Source organism: Halomonas sp. B23F22_3, assembly GCF_043496965.1.
Lineage (GTDB): Bacteria > Pseudomonadota > Gammaproteobacteria > Pseudomonadales > Halomonadaceae > Halomonas.
On the sequence record NZ_JBIEKG010000004.1, the window covers coordinates 291,332 to 308,862 of the forward strand.

The 17,531-nt window shown below is 69.6% G+C and carries 14 protein-coding genes and 2 tRNA genes; 12 read left to right on the top strand and 4 right to left on the bottom strand.

The genetic code is table 11. The features are described 5' to 3' along the window. Positions 1-33: 33 nt before the first annotated feature. On the bottom strand, positions 34-849 hold the full coding sequence (locus ACGTNG_RS10550) for an acyl-CoA thioesterase (protein ID WP_394576975.1): 816 nt from the start codon (positions 847-849) through the stop codon (positions 34-36). An 85-nt stretch (positions 850-934) separates the two neighbouring features. On the opposite strand from ACGTNG_RS10550, the gene tadA reads away from it, so the two are divergent. After that, complete coding sequence (tadA, locus tag ACGTNG_RS10555) at positions 935-1,420, top strand: tRNA adenosine(34) deaminase TadA (RefSeq protein WP_394577260.1); 486 nt, start codon at positions 935-937, stop codon at positions 1,418-1,420. Here tadA and mltF read toward each other — a convergent pair. Next, complete coding sequence (gene mltF, locus ACGTNG_RS10560) at positions 1,417-2,826, bottom strand: membrane-bound lytic murein transglycosylase MltF (RefSeq protein WP_394576976.1); 1,410 nt, start codon at positions 2,824-2,826, stop codon at positions 1,417-1,419. The genes tadA and mltF overlap by 4 nt on opposite strands. Before the next feature lie 211 nt (positions 2,827-3,037). On the opposite strand from mltF, the gene purL reads away from it, so the two are divergent. After that, complete coding sequence (purL, locus tag ACGTNG_RS10565; protein ID WP_394576977.1) at positions 3,038-6,985, top strand: phosphoribosylformylglycinamidine synthase; 3,948 nt, start codon at positions 3,038-3,040, stop codon at positions 6,983-6,985. Positions 6,986-7,101: 116 nt separating this feature from the next. On the opposite strand, the gene ACGTNG_RS10570 is transcribed toward purL, so the two are convergent. Next, positions 7,102-7,314: a hypothetical protein gene (locus ACGTNG_RS10570; RefSeq protein ID WP_394576978.1), complete on the bottom strand. Its 213-nt coding sequence runs from the start codon at positions 7,312-7,314 to the stop codon at positions 7,102-7,104. A 227-nt stretch (positions 7,315-7,541) separates the two neighbouring features. Here ACGTNG_RS10570 and ACGTNG_RS10575 point away from each other — a divergent pair, with 227 nt between their 5' ends. The 8 genes from ACGTNG_RS10575 to nadA all read left to right on the top strand — a co-directional run bounded on the left by ACGTNG_RS10575 (position 7,542) and on the right by nadA (position 14,355). Then, positions 7,542-8,057, top strand: coding sequence for an AmiS/UreI family transporter (locus ACGTNG_RS10575; RefSeq protein WP_394576979.1), 516 nt, complete (start codon positions 7,542-7,544; stop codon positions 8,055-8,057). 68 nt (positions 8,058-8,125) lie between these two features. Continuing rightward, positions 8,126-9,937, top strand: a complete 1,812-nt coding sequence (radD, locus tag ACGTNG_RS10580) for a DNA repair helicase RadD (RefSeq protein ID WP_394576980.1) — start codon at positions 8,126-8,128, stop codon at positions 9,935-9,937. Positions 9,938-10,069: 132 nt separating this feature from the next. After that, positions 10,070-11,026: a segregation and condensation protein A gene (locus ACGTNG_RS10585; protein WP_394576981.1), complete on the top strand. Its 957-nt coding sequence runs from the start codon at positions 10,070-10,072 to the stop codon at positions 11,024-11,026. After that, positions 11,023-11,928 (top strand): SMC-Scp complex subunit ScpB, encoded by a 906-nt coding sequence (scpB, locus tag ACGTNG_RS10590; protein ID WP_394576983.1) that lies wholly within the window; start codon positions 11,023-11,025, stop codon positions 11,926-11,928. Before ACGTNG_RS10585 ends, scpB begins: the two co-directional genes overlap by 4 nt. Next, entirely contained in the window at positions 11,925-12,782 is an 858-nt protein-coding gene (gene rluB / locus ACGTNG_RS10595) for a 23S rRNA pseudouridine(2605) synthase RluB (RefSeq protein ID WP_394576984.1), read from the top strand. The genes scpB and rluB overlap by 4 nt, the downstream gene beginning before the upstream one ends. Positions 12,783-12,863: 81 nt before the next feature. Further along, a tRNA-Lys gene (locus tag ACGTNG_RS10600) sits at positions 12,864-12,939 on the top strand. Positions 12,940-12,980: 41 nt separating this feature from the next. Then, positions 12,981-13,056, top strand: a tRNA-Lys gene (locus ACGTNG_RS10605). A 270-nt stretch (positions 13,057-13,326) separates the two neighbouring features. Further along, a complete protein-coding gene (gene nadA, locus ACGTNG_RS10610) occupies positions 13,327-14,355 on the top strand; it encodes a quinolinate synthase NadA (protein ID WP_349758143.1) in 1,029 nt (342 codons plus the stop codon). A gap of 126 nt (positions 14,356-14,481) precedes the next feature. Here the strand turns inward: nadA and ACGTNG_RS10615 are convergent, their stop codons facing one another. After that, complete coding sequence (locus ACGTNG_RS10615; RefSeq protein WP_394576986.1) at positions 14,482-15,990, bottom strand: M48 family metalloprotease; 1,509 nt, start codon at positions 15,988-15,990, stop codon at positions 14,482-14,484. 142 nt (positions 15,991-16,132) lie between these two features. Here ACGTNG_RS10615 and ACGTNG_RS10620 point away from each other — a divergent pair, with 142 nt between their 5' ends. Next, positions 16,133-16,381, top strand: coding sequence for a sulfurtransferase TusA family protein (locus ACGTNG_RS10620; protein ID WP_394576987.1), 249 nt, complete (start codon positions 16,133-16,135; stop codon positions 16,379-16,381). Then, complete coding sequence (locus ACGTNG_RS10625) at positions 16,378-17,478, top strand: AI-2E family transporter (protein ID WP_394576988.1); 1,101 nt, start codon at positions 16,378-16,380, stop codon at positions 17,476-17,478. The genes ACGTNG_RS10620 and ACGTNG_RS10625 overlap by 4 nt, the downstream gene beginning before the upstream one ends. The last annotated feature ends 53 nt before the right edge of the window (positions 17,479-17,531 follow it).

Genomic DNA, 17,531 nt, shown 5'->3' on the forward strand with positions numbered 1-17,531 from the left:
AGGATAGCGCCGGGTCGGGCGCACTGCCAAGGGTCAGGAACGCAGCCGGGTCAGTCCCTCCTGGGCGCTGGAGGCGACCAGCCGGCCCTGGCGGTCATAGAGGCTGCCGCGGGCGAAGCCGCGCGCCCCGCCGGCCCAGGGGCTGTCCATGTCGTAGAGCAGCCAGTCGTCGACCCGCACGTCGCGATGGAACCAGAGGGCGTGATCGAGGCTGGCGATCTGCAGCCGGGGGTCGCGAAACGCGATGCCGTGGGGCACCAGCGAGGTGGTCAGCAGGTTGAAGTCGGAGCTGTAGGCGAGCAGGCTGCGCTGCAGCGCCTGGTCGTCGGGCAGCTCGCCCACCAGGCGAAACCACAGGCGCTTGCGGGAGGCCTCGCCGGGCTCGGCGCTCTCGTCGATGCGCAAAAACTCGATGGGGTGGCCGGGGAAGCGCTCGAGGCGGGCGTCACCTTCTTGCAGGGTCTCGGGCGCGGGCACCGCGGGCGCCGTGGTCTGGTGCGCGATGCTCTGCTCCGCGCCCTGGAAGGAGGCGCTGCAGAAGAAGATCGGCCGCCCCTTCTGGATGGCGGTGATCCGGCGCGTGGTGAAGCTGCCGCCATCGCGCACCGCATCCACCTGGTAGACCACCGGACGGTGCGGGTCTCCCGGGCGCAGGAAGTAGCCGTGCTGGGAGTGGACCCGCCGGCTCGGGTCGACGGTCTGGCTGGCGGCCGAGAGGGCCTGGCCCAGCACCTGGCCGCCGAACAGCTGCGGCAGTCCGAGGTCCTGGCTGCGGCCGCGAAACAGATTCTCCTCCAGGGTCTCGAGACCGAGCAGGTCCACCAGGGCGTTCAGGGCATCGGGTGTCATCGTTCCTCCGAGCGGTGGCGTGCAGGGACGCCACCGGTATCATACGATCGTCTTAATGCCATCCAGTCTACGGGAGTTCCGCACAGTGCGCAGCGACGAGTTCTACATGCATCGGGCGCTGGACCAGGCCCGGCGGGGCCTGGACGCCGGCGAGGTGCCGGTGGGCGCGGTGGTGGTGGACGCCACGGGCGAGATCGTCGGTGTCGGCTTCAATGCTCCGGTGGGCGGCCATGATCCGAGTGCCCACGCCGAGATCCAGGCGCTGCGCGCCGCCGGCGAGCGGCTCGGCAACTACCGGCTGGACGGCTGTACCCTCTACGTGACCCTCGAACCCTGCCTGATGTGTACCGGGGCGATCATCCATGCCCGCCTGGCCCGGGTGGTCTACGGCGCGGCCGAGCCGCGCAGCGGCATGGTGGAATCGAAGGCCAATCTCTTCGCCCAGCCCTGGTATCACCACCGGGTGACGGTGGAGGGCGGTGTGCTGGCCGCCCGCGCCTCACGGCTGCTCAAGGCGTTCTTCTCCGCCCGCCGCGGCGGTCACGAAGGTGGCGACGGCGCGGCCGGCTAGAGGACCGGCGGAATCTGCTCGAAGAGCTCGACGTCGGCCCGGTCAGGCCGCCGGGCATTTAGCTCGTGGAACTGCTCCTGGCTGCGATCGAGGTAGGCCAGGATCTCGTAGTAGCGGCGGATATTGCGCACGTAGATCACCGGCTCGCCGCCCCGGGCGTAGCCGTGGCGCGTCTTGCTGTGCCACTCGCGTTCCTGGAGCAGGGGCAGTGACTCGCGTACGTCGCGCCAGCGGTCGGGATCGCCGCCTCGCATCTCGGTGATCTTGCGGGCGTCGTAGAGATGGCCGAGGCCGACGTTGTAGGAGGCCATGGCCATGAACAGGCGGTCGTCACCTTCGATCGATGCCGGCAGGCGCTCCTCGACCTGGCGCAGGTAGCGGGCACCGCCGTGGATGCTCTGGGCGGGGTCGAGGCGGTTGTCGACGCCGAGCTCGCCGGCGGTGGCGTTGGTGAGCATCATCAGGCCGCGCACCCCGGTGGGGGAGGTGGCCCGGGGCTCCCAGTGGGATTCCTGGTAGCCCAGCGCGGCCAGCAGCTTCCAGTCGAAACCGGTGTTGCGGGCGGCCTCGCGGAACAGCTCGCCGAAGCGGGGCAGGCGCTCGCGGGCATGGGCGATGAAGGTGCGGGCCCCCACGTATTCGAGGTAGTCGTCGTGGCCGAAGTAGCGGGCAACCAGGGCGTCGAGCTCGTTGTCGCGGCGCAGTGCGTCGAGGAAGCGGTTGGCTTCGCCGACCAGCCCCAGCCCGCGGCCGGCGGGGAAGGCCCAGGCCAGGGAGAGCGGTTTGCCGAGCGTGAAGCCGTCCTCGACCTCGGGGAAGAACAACCGGTTGAGGCGAAACTGGTGCTCGAAGATCACCGCGGCGTCCAGGGTGCCGTCGGCCACCTGGCCGAGCAGCTCGGCCACCTCCAGCTCGGCGGACTCCTTCCAGCTGAGCCACGGGTGCTCCACCTGCAGCTCACGCAGCACCCGGTCGGTGCCGGAGCCGCGCAGGGTGCCGATCTCCAGCCCTTCCAGTTCCGCGATGTCCTCGGGCGGATGCAGGCCGCGGCGATAGACCAGCAGCGGCTGCAGCGGCATGATCGGTCGGCTGAACAGCACGCCCTCGAGCGTCGGGTTCAGGGGCAGGGCGGCCGCGCCCAGGTCGCCCTCCTCGCGCACCGCCTCGAGCACGCCGGGGATGTGGTGGTCGGCGTCCAGGGTCAGGCTGACCCCCAGGTGATCGGCGAATCGGCGCACCAGCTCGTACTCGAACCCGGTCGGGCCCTCGCGCCCCTCGTAGTAGGTGGTGGGGGTATTGCGGGTATGCACGCTGAGAAAGTCCCGGGCGAGCACCTCCTCGAGGTGCGACGCCTCCGGGGGGCCGCCGCGGTGGGGCAGCAATGCCAGCAGCAGGGCACTGCACATCAGGACGGTCCCGCGCCAGTGGCGCCGGGAAGGGGCGGTCGCGAATGCGGGCATAGGGGCGGCGTGCGGCGATGAGACCCTCAACCATAACCAGCTAATCGATGGCTGTCACCTTCGCCGATTTCTCGCGCCCGGTGCTTTCCAGTATCATGTGCGCTCGTTGCCGCCGGCCGCGGCCCCGAATTCCCCCCTGTATCAGAGGCTCCAGGATATGCTCGAACTGCGAGGCGCGCCCGCCCTATCTGCTTTCCGTCATGCCAAGCTGTTGGACGCCCTGCGCGCATCCGTTCCCGAGGTCGAGTCCCTGCAGGCCGACTACGTCCACTTCGTCGATCATGACGGTGACCTGGACGAGGGCGAGCGGCGTCTGCTGGAGCAGCTGCTCGACTACGGCCCCGCGCGCGAGGATGCGCCCCATGGCGAAGGCCAGCTGTTCCTCGTGGTGCCGCGCATCGGCACCCAGTCCCCCTGGTCCTCCAAGGCCACCGACATCGCCCACAACTGCGGGCTTTCCCGGGTGCAGCGTATCGAGCGCGGCATCGCCTATCGGGTCAAGGTGGCCGGCACGCTCGCCGAGGCCGCCTTCGAGAGCCTCCAGGCCGCCCTGCACGACCGCATGACCGAGACCGTGCTGGCCGATCCCTCCGACGCCGCCCGGCTCTTCGCCCATCACGCCCCGGCGCCGCTGGGCAGCGTGGACATCCTCGACGGCGGCCGTGAGGCCCTCGAGATCGCCAACGTCGAGCTGGGTCTGGCGCTGGCCGAGGACGAGATCGACTACCTCTGCGAGGCGTTCCGCGAGCTGGGTCGCAACCCCGCGGACGTCGAGCTGATGATGTTCGCCCAGGCCAATTCCGAGCACTGCCGCCACAAGATCTTCAATGCCGACTGGCTGATCGACGGCGAGGCCCAGGAGCGCTCGCTGTTCAAGATGATCAAGAACACCCACGAGTGCTCGCCCGGCGACATCCTCTCCGCCTACAGCGACAACGCGGCGGTGATCCGGGGCTCGGAAGCGCCGCGCTTCTATCCCGCGCCGCTCACCGGCCAGGGCGAGGAGCGCGCCGTCTACGGCGCTTCCCAGGAGCCGATCCAGATCCTGATGAAGGTGGAGACCCACAACCACCCCACGGCCATCGCACCGCATCCGGGCGCGGCTACCGGCGCCGGCGGCGAGATCCGCGACGAGGGCGCCACCGGCATCGGCGGCAAGCCCAAGGCGGGCCTGACCGGCTTCACCGTCTCCAACCTGCGCATCCCCGAGTTCGTGCAGCCCTGGGAGGCCTTCGACTACGGCAAGCCCGAGCGCATCCAGTCGGCGCTTCAGATCATGCTCGAGGGGCCGATCGGTGGCGCCGCCTTCAACAACGAGTTCGGCCGCCCGAACCTCGCCGGCGTCTTCCGCACCTACGAGCAGGACGCCCTGGGCCGTGACGGCATCGAGCGGCGCGGCTACCACAAGCCGATCATGCTGGCCGGCGGCTACGGCAACATCCGCGACGGCCACGTCCAGAAGGGCGAGATCCCGGTCGGTGGCAAGCTGATCGTGATGGGCGGCCCGGCGATGCTGATCGGCCTGGGCGGCGGCGCCGCCTCGAGCATGGCCTCCGGCGCCTCCAGCGCCGACCTGGACTTCGCCTCGGTGCAGCGCGGCAACCCCGAGATGGAGCGCCGCGCCCAGGAGGTCATCGATCGCTGCTGGGCGATGGGCGACGACAACCCGATCCGCTTCATCCACGACGTCGGCGCCGGCGGGCTCTCCAACGCCCTGCCCGAGCTGGTCAAGGACGGCGAGCGCGGCGGGCTGTTCGACCTGCGCGCCGTGCCCAATGCCGAGCCGGGCATGAGCCCGCTGGAGATCTGGTGCAACGAGGCCCAGGAGCGCTACGTGCTCGCCGTGGCCCCTCAGGACCTCGAGACCTTCGAGGCGCTCTGCGCCCGCGAGCGCTGCCCCTATGCCGTGGTCGGCGAGGCCACCGAGGCCCACCACCTGGCGGTCACCGATGGCCACTTCGAGAGCCAGCCGGTGGATCTGCCGATGAGCGTGCTGTTCGGCAAGCCGCCGAAGATGCAGCGCGAGTTCACCCGCCAGACCAACACCCTCTCCGGCGTGATGCTCGACAACCTCGACCTGCGCGAGGCGATGGACCGGGTGCTGCGCCTGCCCGCCGTGGCCTCCAAGAGCTTCCTGATCACCATCGGCGACCGCTCGATCACCGGCCAGGTGGCCCGCGACCAGATGGTCGGCCCCTGGCAGGTACCGGTGGCCGACGTCGCCGTGACCACGGCGAGCTTCGACACCCATGCCGGCGAGGCGATGGCCATGGGCGAGCGTCCGCCGGTGGCGCTGATCGACCCGGCCGCCAGTGCACGACTGGCAGTGGCCGAGGCGATCACCAACCTGGCCGCCGCGCCGATCGAGAAGATCGAGGACATCAAGCTCTCGGCCAACTGGATGAGCGCCGCCGACCACCCCGGCGAGAACCAGGCGCTGTATGACGCCGTGCACGCCGTGGGCATGGAACTCTGCCCGGCCCTGGGCATCGCCATCCCGGTGGGCAAGGACTCGATGTCCATGCGCACCGCCTGGCAGGAGGAGAACGGCTCGAGTGAAGAGCAGGGCGAGGGCGTGGAGAAGAGCGTCACCTCGCCGCTGTCGCTGTCGATCACCGGCTTCGCTCCGGTCACCGACGCCATGCGCACCCTCACGCCCCAGGTCAACCTGGAGCAGGACGAATCCGATCTGCTGCTGATCGATCTGGGCGCCGGCAAGAACCGCCTGGGCGGCTCGGCGCTGGCCCAGGTCTACGGTCAGGTGGGCGACGAGTGCCCGGACCTGGACGATCCCGAGGACCTGCGCGCCTTCTTCACGGTGATCCAGGGGCTCAACGCCGAGGGCAAGCTGCTGGCCTACCACGACCGCAGCGACGGCGGCCTGCTGGTGACCCTGCTGGAGATGGCCTTCGCCGCCCACACGGGCCTGGAAATCAAGCTCGACTGGATGATCGACGAGCCCGTCGACGCCCTCAACGCGCTCTTCACCGAGGAGCTCGGTGCGGTCATCCAGGTAAACCGGAAGGATACCGAGGAGGTGCTGGCGCAGTTCGCCGCGGCGGGCATCGAGACCTGCGGCGTCATCGCCCGGCCGCGCTACGACGACCAGGTGCGTGTGACGCTGTTCGAGGAGCCGCTGCTGGAGACCACCCGGCTGCTGGCCGAGCGCACCTGGGCCGAGACCAGCTACCGTCTGCAGGCGCTGCGCGACAACGCCGAGTGCGCCAAGAACGAGTTCGATGGGCTGCTCGACGGCCGCGACCCGGGGCTCTCGGCCCAGCCGACCTTCGATGTCGACGAGGACATTGCGGCCCCCTTCATCAACACGACTCGCCCGGCCGTGGCGGTGCTGCGTGAGCAGGGCGTCAATGGCCAGCTGGAGATGGCCTGGGCCTTCGACAAGGCCGGCTTCGAGGCCGTCGACGTGCACATGAGCGACATCCTCGAGGGGCGGGTGAGCCTGGAGGCCTTCAAGGGCCTGGTGGCCTGCGGCGGCTTCTCCTACGGCGACGTGCTGGGGGCCGGCGGCGGCTGGGCCAAGTCGATCCTCTTCAACCCCCGTGCCCGGGAGCAGTTCGCGACCTTCTTCGAGCGCGACGACAGCTTCTCGCTGGGCGTGTGCAACGGCTGCCAGATGCTCGGCCAGCTCAAGGAGCTGATCCCGGGTGCCGAGGCCTGGCCGCGCTTCGTGCGCAACGAGTCCGAGCAGTTCGAGGCGCGGGTCTCGATGGTGCAGGTGGAGGAGAGCCCATCGATCCTGCTCGCCGGCATGGAGGGCTCACGCCTGCCCATCGCCGTGGCCCACGGCGAGGGCCGGGCCGAGTTCCGCGACAGCGCCCACCTGCGCAGCCTGCAGGGCAGCGGCCAGGTCGCCCTGCGCTTCCTGGACAACCACGGCCAGGTGACCACCCGCTATCCGGCCAACCCCAACGGCTCGCCCTCCGGCATCACCGGCCTGACCACGCCGGACGGCCGCGTGACCATCATGATGCCGCACCCGGAGCGGGTCGTGCGGGCGGTGACCAACTCCTGGCGTCCCGCCGAGTGGACCCAGGATGGGGCCTGGATGCGCCTGTTCCGCAACGCCCGGACCTGGCTGGGCTGATTCGCGAGGTGCGGCGCCGCTCGCGCCGTCGATGAAACGCCGACGCCCGGGACCTGGTCCCGGGCGTCGGCGTTTGATGGTGCGATGCCGACCCGACGGCGGTGTCGGCGCGACGATCAGCCGCGATCGTCGTCGGCGGTATCGCGGTGCTTCAGCTGTTCCTCGAGCTCCTCGATGGCGTGGCGGAACTGCGCCTGGAAATGATCGAAGCGGCCGAAGTCGTAGTTACACTCGGCGCAGTGAACGTGGTACTCGTCCTTGCGGCCGGGCGGGAATCGCTTCATGCGATGGCCGCACTTGGGACATTCCGGGCTGGTCTTCACTTTCATCTGCGCCTCTCCTGTTTCGGCTATGGGCAATCGATTCTTCCCTTGGTCCCTTTAGATATCATGGCGAAAGGCCACGAGGTCAAGGCCCGTCCATCGCCGGCTGTGCCCTGTCGTTAAAATGAAAAATAATTCCACTTCTGTTGCCTTGCCGGCCGGGGCGGTCTATAAGAGCGCTCGAGGCGGACGGCACGGGGCCGGATGCCGCCATTCGAGGGAGCGAGACGACGATGCATGAAGGGCTGAGCCTGCTCTACGTGGGTGCGGTGCTGGTGCTCAACGGCCTGTGGATGATGGGACGCATCGAGGATCGCGAGATCCAGGTGATCAACTTCTTCGTCGGCGGGGTGAGCCTCGCCGTGGCCGCCTATGCGGCCTTCGGCCCCGGGGCCGATGCCGCCAGCGTGCGCACCGCGGCCATGACGCTGCTGTTCGCCCTGACCTACCTCTGGGTGGCCATCAATCGCCGCAACGGCAGCTCCGGCCACGGCCTGGGCTACTTCTGCCTGTTCGTGGCGCTCACCGCCCTGCCCACCGGGCTCCTGCAGCTCGCCGTGGCCGAGGGCCTGTGGGGCTGGTGGTCGGGTGCCAACTGGCTGGCCTGGGCGTCGCTCTGGTTCGGCTTCTACCTGATGCTCTGCCACCGCCCGCACCTGCAGCCGCTGATGGCGCGCACCTCCCTGACTCAGGGGCTGGTGACCGCCTGGGTGCCGGGCTACCTGCTGTTGCAGGGCCTGATCAGCTGAGTGCGCGGGACGCCTGACGCGGACGCCGCCGCCCGGTAGGATGGCGGCTTCGCCGACAGGAGGTGGCCATGCCCGAAACGTCCGTGCCCCAGCTGCGCCCCTACCAGCACCAGGCCGTTACCCGGGTGGTCGAGCACTTCCGGGCCTCCGACGAGCCCGCGGTGGTGGTGCTGCCCACCGGTAGCGGCAAGTCGCTGGTGATCGCCGAGCTGGCGCGCCTGGCACGGGGGCGGGTGCTGGTGCTGGCCCACGTGCGCGAGCTGGTCGAGCAGAATCACGCCAAGTACCAGGCCTATGGCCTCGAGGCCGATATCTTCAGTGCCGGCCTGGGGCGCAAGGAGAGCGGCCGCCAGGTGGTGTTCGGCTCGGTGCAGTCGGTGGTGAGGAACCTGGAGCGCTTCGACGAGGGCCAGTTCACCCTGCTGGTGATCGACGAGTGCCACCGGGTCTCGAGCGAGAAGGAGGCCAGCTATCGCCGGGTGATCGACCGCCTGCGCCAGGCCAATCCACGACTCAAGGTGCTGGGGCTGACCGCCACGCCCTATCGGCTGGGTCAGGGGTTCATCTACCATCGCCACCACCACGGCATGGTGCGCGGCGACGAGGCGTGCTTCTTTCGCGACTGCGTGTTCGAGCAGCCGCTGCGCCTGATGGTGCGCCAGGGCTACCTGGTCGAGCCCCGGCGGGTCGATGCCGCCGTCGAGCGCTACGACTTCTCGGCACTGGCGCCGTCCTCCAGCGGGTTCTTCCGCGAGGAGGAACTCAATCGGGTCGTCGCCGGCAGCCGCGCCACCCCGGGGATCATCGCCGAGGTGGTCGAGCGCGCCCGGGAGCGCCGCGGCGTGATGCTCTTCGCGGCCAGCGTGGCCCACGCCGAGGAGATCCTGGGCTACCTGCCGGCCGGCGAGGCGGCGCTGGTCACCGGGGCGACCCCCTCGGCCGAGCGCGAGCGCCTCATCGCCGCCTTCAAGGCCCGCGAGCTCAAGTACCTGGTCAACGTGGCGGTGCTCACCACCGGCTTCGACGCCCCCCACGTGGACCTGATCGCCATCCTGCGCCCCACCGAGTCGGTGAGCCTCTACCAGCAGATCGTCGGGCGCGGCCTGCGCCTCTCGCCGGGCAAGGCCGACTGCCTGATCCTCGACTACGCCGGCAATCCCTGGGACCTCTATGCCCCGGAGGTGGGCAGCCCCAAGCCGGACGGCGACAGCGAGCCGGTGCAGGTGCCGTGCCCCGAGTGCGACCACCCCAACCTCTTCTGGGGCAAGCGCGACGGTGAGCTGGTCATCGAGCACTTCGGGCGGCGCTGCCAGGGGCTGGTGCCTTCCACGCGCGCCCGCCCCCGCGCGACAGACACGACGTCCAGATCGGCAGCGCCGGCGATGGAGCAGTGCTCGTTTCGCTTCCGCTTCAAGACCTGCCCCGACTGCGGCGCCGAGAACGACATCGCCGCCCGGCGCTGCCACGGCTGTCAGGCGCTGCTGGTAGACGCCGACGACAAGCTCAAGGAGGCGCTCAAGCTGCGCGACGCCCGGGTGCTGCGGGTCGGCGGGATGCAGCTCGAGGCCACCGTCAACGGCCGCGGACTGCCGCGCCTCAAGGTCACCTACCACGACGAGGAGGGCGTGACCCTCGCCGAGTGGTTCGCCCTGGAGACGCCGGCCCAGCGCGGCGCCTTCGCCGCGGCCTTCCTGCGTGACCACCTGCGCGCACCGGGCGCTCGCTGGTCGCCCACCACGCCGGAGGAGGTGATCGCCGAGCAGCGCCGGCTGCGCGCGCCGGACTTCGTGGTCGGGCGCAAGGTCGGGCGCCACTGGCAGGTGCGCGAGAAGCTCTTCGACTACACCGGGCGCTATCGCCGGGCCGACTCGCTGGCGTGACAGGCGCCGTGAGCGCCCGCCGCAGCGTCATTTCGGGCCCTCCAGGGCCCGCCAGCGATTACCCTCCCGGCCCCGAAGTTGCTAGACTGCACGGTCGATCATCCGCCGTGCAGTCGAGAGGCCAGGCCCCGCGTGAGCGATACGCCCCAGAGTGAAGCGCCCGAGCGGGCCGACAGCGATGCCGTCCAGGCCGACGTGCTGGGCCGCCTGTTCGACGAGCCGATCACCGAGCTGCCCGAGGATCTCTACATCCCGCCGGAAGCCCTGCGGGTCTTCCTGGAGGCCTTCGAAGGGCCGCTGGACCTGCTGCTCTACCTGATTCGCCGCCAGAACCTGGATATCCTCGCCATCGACGTGGCGGCCATCACGCGCCAGTACATCGAGTACGTGGAGCTGATGAAGGCCATGGAGATCGAGCTGGCCGGGGAGTACCTGCTGATGGCGGCGATGCTCGCCGAGATCAAGTCGCGTACCCTGCTGCCGCGCCCGCCCAAGGAGGGCGACGAGGACGACGAAGAGGACCCGCGCGCCGAGCTGATCCGCCGCCTGCAGGAGTACGAGCGCCTCAAGCATGCCGCCGAGGCGCTGGCCGAGCTGCCGCGCCTGGGTCGCGACTGGTTCCCGGCGCGGGCCGCGCTGCCGGCCCTCGAGGCGCGGGTGATCCACCCCGACGTGGAGCTCGACGAGCTGCTCGGGGCGCTGGCCGGCATCCTGCGCCGCGCCGAGCTCAACCAGGCCCACCAGATCAGCCGCGAGGGGCTCTCGACCCGGGAGCGCATGCTGGCGATCATGGCGAAGCTGACGCGGGAGCACTATACCCCCTTCGAGGCGCTGTTCACCCTCGGGGAGGGGCGCGCCGGGGTGGTCGTGACCTTCATGGCGATCCTCGAGCTCGCCAAGGAGGCGATGATCGAGATCGTCCAGAACGCCCCGCTCTCGCCGATCCACGTGCGGGCGCGGTTGGACGAGGAGGCGGCCTTCGAGGAGGAGGCCCTGGAGGACGAGGCGGGCGACGAGAGCCCCTTCGATGAAAGCCCCTTCGACGACGCGCGCCACGATGATGACTACGAAGGGAGCGAACCGGCATGACCGCCATGGAATCCCCCAATGCCCTGGACGATATCCTCGAGGCCGCGCTGCTGGCGGCCGGCGAGCCATTGGGGCTGGATCGCCTGGAGGGGCTCTTCGACGAGCACGAGCAGCCGCCGCGTCGCGCGCTGCGCGACGCCCTCGAGCGGCTCGGCCTGCGCCACGAGCGGGGCGCCCTGGAGCTGCTCGAGACCGCCTCGGGCTATCAGCTGCGCATCCGCCCGCGGCTCTCGCCCTGGGTATCGCGGCTATGGGACGAGCGTCCCCAGCGCTACTCCCGGGCGCTGCTCGAGACCCTGGCGCTGGTCGCCTACCGCCAGCCGGTGACCCGCGGCGACATCGAGGAGGTGCGCGGGGTGTCGGTGAGCGGCTCGATCATGCGCACCCTGCTCGATCGCGGCTGGGTGCGCGTGGTGGGCCACCGCGACGTGCCGGGCCGCCCGGCGGTCTATGCCACCACGCGCAGCTTCCTCGACGACTTCGGCCTGCGCACTCTCGACGAGCTGCCGCCGATGCACGAGCTCAAGCAGTTCGAGGAGCCGACCCTCGAGGAGGAGGCGCCGCCGCCCCAGCACGACCTGCTGGCCCAGGCCGACGCGCCGGTGGATGACGCCGACGCGGAAGACGAGACCGACGACAAGACTGACGACGGGTCAGATGACGAGACGCCACCGCCCGAGGAGGGCGGTGAGGTCGATGCCGAGAGCGCCGAGACGGTCTCGGAGACGACCAATACGACGGCCGGGAGGGCCGACGACGACCACGCCGGGACGGCGTCCGAGCGGGCAGGGCTGAGCTTCGCCGATCTGGAGGCTCGCCTGTCCGAACGTGCCCGGGGCCGCGTCGACGATGACGCTGCCGCGGGGACGGAATCCACATCCAGTGAGAATGATGACCGATGAGCACTACCACCGAGAAACTGCAGAAGGTCCTGGCCCGTGCCGGGCTGGGTTCGCGCCGCGAGATGGAAACGGCCATCGCCGACGGCCGGGTCAAGGTCAACGGCAAGGTGGCGACCCTGGGCGACCGCATCGAGACACGCGACCGGGTCGCCCTCGACGACCGTCCGGTGACCCTGCGCGCCGCCGAGGAGGTGCCGCGGCGGGTGATCATGTACAACAAGCCCGAGGGTGAGCTCTGTACCCGCAAGGACCCCGAGGGGCGCCGCACCGTCTTCGATCGCCTGCCGCGCCTCAAGGGCGAGCGCTGGATCGCCATCGGCCGCCTGGACATCAACACCAGCGGCCTGCTGCTGTTCACCACCGACGGCGAACTGGCCAACAAGCTGATGCACCCCTCCACCCAGGTGGAGCGCGAGTACGCGGTGCGCGTCATGGGCGAGGTCACCCAGGCCAACGTCAAGGCGATGGTCGAGGGCGTGATGCTCGACGACGGCCCGGCGAACTTCACCGACGTGCAGGAGTTCGGCGGCGAGGGCATCAACACCTGGTTCCACGTGGTGATCATGGAAGGCCGCAACCGTGAGGTGCGCCGGCTGTGGGAGTCCCAGGGTCTGACCGTGAGCCGCCTCAAGCGGGTGCGCTACGGCAACATCTTCCTCGACAAGCGCACCAAGGCCGGGGAGTGGGTGGAGCTCTCCCAGGACGAGATCGATGACCTGGCCACGACGGCCGGCCTGGCGGCGCGCAAGGTGCCGGAGCTGACCCCGGACGAGAAGAATCGCTGGAGTCGCGACAAGCACAAGCGCCGCCCGGTGCAGGCCATGCGCAAGCCGAAGAATCAGCGTCAGCGGTGACGCGTCGCGTTCTGTTCGACGAAAGGCAAAAATCGCTTGCCATCACGGGGGCGGATCAGTAATATCTGCACCCGTTCGGAAGGGTCGTTAGCTCAGTTGGTAGAGCAGTTGGCTTTTAACCAATTGGTCGTAGGTTCGAATCCTACACGACCCACCATCCGAACCTGAGACCATGGCGACTGAGCCGCCATGCGTCATGGGTCGTTAGCTCAGTTGGTAGAGCAGTTGGCTTTTAACCAATTGGTCGTAGGTTCGAATCCTACACGACCCACCAGATTCGACGCCCTCGCTTCCCCCGGAAGCGGGGGCGTTCTGCGTTGGGGCGCCCGATGCTGCTCGAGCCCGGCCGGGGACGTTCGCGCTGCGAGACTTTCTCCCCGGAATCGAACAATGGGCGGGCATTCTGGTCTAGAATGGCGTTGGGTCGGCCATCGCGACAGACGCAGCGGTTGACCCTCTGGCGTGTGGCCCCGTGCGGAGTGCACGAGCGGCGACACCTGGTGCATTGCAGGGGGAGCCCCTGCCGGTCACAGTGGTAGACACGATGACGATCATGACTTCCCGTGCCGATCTGCGCGAGCAGCTGGCACGCACCTATTGCCCCACCCGCATTCCCGCCGAGGATGAGGCGCGCATCGACGAGATCAAGGCGCTCCTCGAGGCCAACAATGCCGTGCTGGTGGCGCACTACTATACCGACGATGCCATTCAGCAGCTGGCCGAAGAGACCGGCGGCTGCGTGGCCGATTCCCTGGAGATGGCGCGCTTCGGCGCCCGCCACGAGGCCGATACCCTGGTGGTGGCCGGCGTGCGCTTCATGGGCGAGACGGCCAAGATCCTCTCCCCCGAGAAGCGCGTGCTGATGCCGACCCTGGAGGCGACCTGTTCGCTGGACCTGGGCTGCCCGGCCGATGAGTTCAGCGCCTTCTGCGATGCCCATCCCGATCGCACCGTGGTGGTCTATGCCAACACCTCCGCGGCGGTCAAGGCGCGCGCCGACTGGGTGGTGACCTCGTCCATCGCGGTGGACGTGATCGAGCACCTCCAGGCGCGCGGCGAGAAGATCCTCTGGGCCCCGGACAAGCACCTCGGCGGCTACATCCAGAAGCAGACCGGCGCCGACATGCTGCTCTGGGATGGGGCCTGCATCGTCCACGAGGAGTTCAAGGCCAAGGGCGTCGAGGACTTGAAGTCGCTCTATCCCGATGCCGCGGTGCTGGTGCATCCGGAATCGCCGGCCTCGGTGGTGGAGCTGGCCGACGTGGCGGGGTCCACCTCCCAGCTGATCACCGCGGCGAAGGAGCTGCCCAACGAGCGGCTGATCGTCGCCACCGATCGCGGCATCTTCTTCAAGATGCAGCAGGCGGTGCCGGAGAAGACGCTGTTCGAGGCGCCCACCGCCGGCAACGGCGCCACCTGCAAGAGCTGCGCCCACTGTCCGTGGATGGCGATGAACGCCCTGGACAACCTGGCCGGCGCGCTGCGCCAGGGAACGGGGGAGGTGTTCGTCGACGACGCGCTGCGCCTGGCCGCCCTCAAGCCGCTGGAGCGGATGCTCAACTTCAAGAAGTAGGCGGTCCAGCCGCTCGGTGACGGGCGGCGGGTGCCGAGGCAGAAAACGAGAAACCCTGCTGGATGCTGAATCCAGCAGGGTTTCTGTTTGTCGACGCTCCGGCGGCTGGTCGCCTTTTGCTCGGTGCTACCGGAACTCCTCCAGCGTCTCGCGATAGCCGAGGAAGGCCTCTCGACGCTGTTCGATGGCGCTCGCCGCGGCGGGTTCGCCGCGTTGCCGGGCCACGTCCTTGGCCACCTCGAGCTGGCGAATGGCGCGGTCGATGCGGCCGGTGAGCTGGAGCTGCTCGGCGCGGGCCAGGTGGCCCCAGGCTTCCCGGCCGCTGCGCCCGGCGGCCTCGGCGAGCAGCGTGAACACCTGCGGGTCCTCCGGGCGGCGCTCGGCCAGCTCGCGCAGCACCCGGTAGGCCTCGTCGGGATCCCGCTGCAGCAGCGCCTCGCCGAGCAGTCGGCGGGTCGGCGCGTAGTCCGGCATCAGCCGCAGCTGACGCCGGCTGCGTGCGATGGCGTCGTCGGTGCGTCCGGCGGCGAAGGCCACCTGGGCCGCGGTGGCCGGCAGCATCGCGAGGTCCGGGTGCGCGCGGGCCAGGGCGTCGAGCTCGCCCAGCGCCCGGTCGGTGCGCCCCGCGCGGGCGTCGATCAGCGCCGACAGGTAGCGGCGTGCCGCCGCGGGGGCCTGGTCCTGGGCCAGCTGGGTGGCGGCCTGCTGGGGATCGCGCTCATGGATCGCCAGCAGGGCGCGGGCCCTGATCAGCGCGTACTCGAGCGGCTCGTCGCGCGGCGTCGCCACGGGCGTCTGGCTGGCACGGGCCTCGGTATCGCTGATGCGCGATTCGGTCATGGGGTGGGAGAGCAGGAATTCCGGCGGGTTGCCGCCCTGCAGGCTGACCATGCGCTGCATGGCGCGAAACATCTCGACCATGGCGTCCGGGTCGTAGCCGGCCCCGGCCATCGCCTGCAGGCCGACGCGGTCGGCCTCCTGCTCGAAGCGCCGCGAGTAGCGCAGCTGGTCCTGGATGAGGGCCGCCTGGCTCCCCATGACGGCGGCGATGCCGGCATCGCCGCCACTCCCGGCGGCGATCAGCATGCCGGCCAGCATGGCCGCCATGGTCGGGATCTGGGTCTGCTCGGCGCGCTCGCGGCCGCGGGCGTAGTGGCGCTGGGCGAGGTGGCCGAGCTCATGGGCGACCACCGAGGCGAACTCCGCCTCGCGCTCGGCGAAGGCGAACAGCCCGGCGTTGACGCCGATCACCCCGCCCGGCACCGCGAAGGCGTTGAGCAGGCGGCTCTCCACCAGGGTGACGACGGTACGCGCCTGGGTGAGGCCGCTGTGGGGCAGCAGGCGGGCGACCAGCGACTCCACGTAGTCCTGGGCGATGGCGTCCTGCCATTCGGGCGCGCGGGCGCGGAACTGGCGCAGCCAGGCGCGACCCAGGCGCAGCTCCTCGCCGCTGATGGCCTGGCTGCCGCCGTGGGTGAGACTCGGCAGGCCGTAGTCGCCGCTGGCGATCGGGGTGCCGCCGCGGTCGGTCAGGTCGGGCGCCTCGAAGGGGGCCGCGGACTGCGCCTGAGCCGGCAGGGCGAGTGCCAGGCAGAGGGCGCTGGCGGTGAGGCAGGTTCCGGTTCGACGCAGCATGGCCATCCTCGTCACGGGGCGAAAGCAGGGGCGGACGTTCCGCTCTGACATTGATTCGGTCCGCAAAGTGCCTTTAAATCGCAGGAACTTGCGTGTGGGCCCGTCGGCCTGCACGACTCACTGCATTCTCCCGGGAGACAACATGGCGCTGCAACCCGACGACCTGCTCGATGCCCGCGGTCTTCCCTGTCCGCTGCCGCTGCTCAAGGCCAAGCAGGCCCTGTCACGCCTCGCGCCCGGTCAGCTGCTCGAGATCCAGGCCACCGACGCGGGCTCCTGGCGCGACTTCGAGACCTTCGTGGCCCAGAGCCCCCACGAGATGCCGGCCAGGGAGGAGCGGGGCGAGGTCTACCACTACTGGATCCGCAAGGGGGGGGCATCGCCTTCATGACCCTGAGGTCGGTATTCCGTAGCTGGATCGAGCACTACTTCTCCGACGAGGAGGCGGTGATCCTGCTGGTGGTGCTGGCGCTGGGCTTCGCCGTGGTGATCTGGATGGGCCACATGCTGGCGCCCTTCCTCACTGCGCTGGTCATCGCCTTCCTGCTGCAGGGGGCGGTGAACGGCCTGACGCGTCGCCGCGTGCCCCACCTGATGGCGGTGATCCTGGTCTTCCTGGGCTTCATCGGCGTGTTGCTGGCCATGGCGCTGATCCTGATGCCGCTGATCTGGACGCAGCTGGTCAACCTGATCCAGGAGACGCCGCGGATGTTCGCCAGCGGCCAGCAGCTGCTCGATGACCTGCAGGCGCGCTATCCGCAGCTGGTGACGCCGGACCAGATCCAGAACTGGATCGGCATGGCCGGCCGCGAGGTGACCCAGCTCGGCCAGCGTGCCCTGACGCTGTCGCTGGCCTCGCTGGGCAACGTCCTGGCACTGATCATCTACCTGGTGCTGGTGCCGATCCTGGTCTTCTTCATGCTCAAGGATCGCGACCGCCTGGTGGGCTTCACCGTCTCGCTGCTGCCCCAGCGGCGCGACCTGATGACCCGCATCTGGCAGGAGATGGACGACCAGATTGCCAACTACGTGCGCGGCAAGTTCACCGAGATCATCATCGTCGGCGGCGTGGCGTTCTTCACCTTCGCCTTCTTCGGGCTGCCCTACACGGCGCTGCTGGCGGTGCTGGTGGGGCTGTCGGTGCTGGTGCCCTACATCGGTGCCGCGGTGGCCACGCTGCCGGTGGCCGCGGTGGCGGGCTTCCACTTCGGCATCAGCGATCAGTTCCTCTACGTGATCGTGGCCTACGGCGTGATCCAGGCGCTGGACGGCAACGTGCTGGTGCCGATCCTGTTCTCCGAGGCGGTCAACCTGCACCCGGTGTCGATCATCCTGGCGGTGCTGTTCTTCGGCGGCATCTGGGGCTTCTGGGGGATCTTCTTCGCGATCCCCCTGGCGACCCTGCTCAAGGCGCTGGTCTACGCCTGGCCGCGGGGCATCAAGCAGCGTCACCGCCAGGAGGCGTCGGACACGCCCGTCGAGCCCTGAGGCGACCCGCTCGGGCGGGTCCCATAGGGCGCCGCCCGACGCGCGATGCTGGG

What these genes read in the sequence shown, in the direction of transcription:
- ACGTNG_RS10550 (WP_394576975.1), bottom strand. Translation starts at nt 849, where the DNA reads ATGACACCCGATGCCCTGAACGCCCTGGTGGACCTGCTCGGTCTCGAG.
- mltF (WP_394576976.1), bottom strand. Translation starts at nt 2,826, where the DNA reads ATGTGCAGTGCCCTGCTGCTGGCATTGCTGCCCCACCGCGGCGGCCCC.
- purL (WP_394576977.1), top strand. Translation starts at nt 3,038, where the DNA reads ATGCTCGAACTGCGAGGCGCGCCCGCCCTATCTGCTTTCCGTCATGCC.
- ACGTNG_RS10570 (WP_394576978.1), bottom strand. Translation starts at nt 7,314, where the DNA reads ATGAAAGTGAAGACCAGCCCGGAATGTCCCAAGTGCGGCCATCGCATG.
- ACGTNG_RS10575 (WP_394576979.1), top strand. Translation starts at nt 7,542, where the DNA reads ATGCATGAAGGGCTGAGCCTGCTCTACGTGGGTGCGGTGCTGGTGCTC.
- radD (WP_394576980.1), top strand. Translation starts at nt 8,126, where the DNA reads ATGCCCGAAACGTCCGTGCCCCAGCTGCGCCCCTACCAGCACCAGGCC.
- scpB (WP_394576983.1), top strand. Translation starts at nt 11,023, where the DNA reads ATGACCGCCATGGAATCCCCCAATGCCCTGGACGATATCCTCGAGGCC.
- rluB (WP_394576984.1), top strand. Translation starts at nt 11,925, where the DNA reads ATGAGCACTACCACCGAGAAACTGCAGAAGGTCCTGGCCCGTGCCGGG.
- nadA (WP_349758143.1), top strand. Translation starts at nt 13,327, where the DNA reads ATGACGATCATGACTTCCCGTGCCGATCTGCGCGAGCAGCTGGCACGC.
- ACGTNG_RS10615 (WP_394576986.1), bottom strand. Translation starts at nt 15,990, where the DNA reads ATGCTGCGTCGAACCGGAACCTGCCTCACCGCCAGCGCCCTCTGCCTG.
- ACGTNG_RS10620 (WP_394576987.1), top strand. Translation starts at nt 16,133, where the DNA reads ATGGCGCTGCAACCCGACGACCTGCTCGATGCCCGCGGTCTTCCCTGT.
- ACGTNG_RS10625 (WP_394576988.1), top strand. Translation starts at nt 16,378, where the DNA reads ATGACCCTGAGGTCGGTATTCCGTAGCTGGATCGAGCACTACTTCTCC.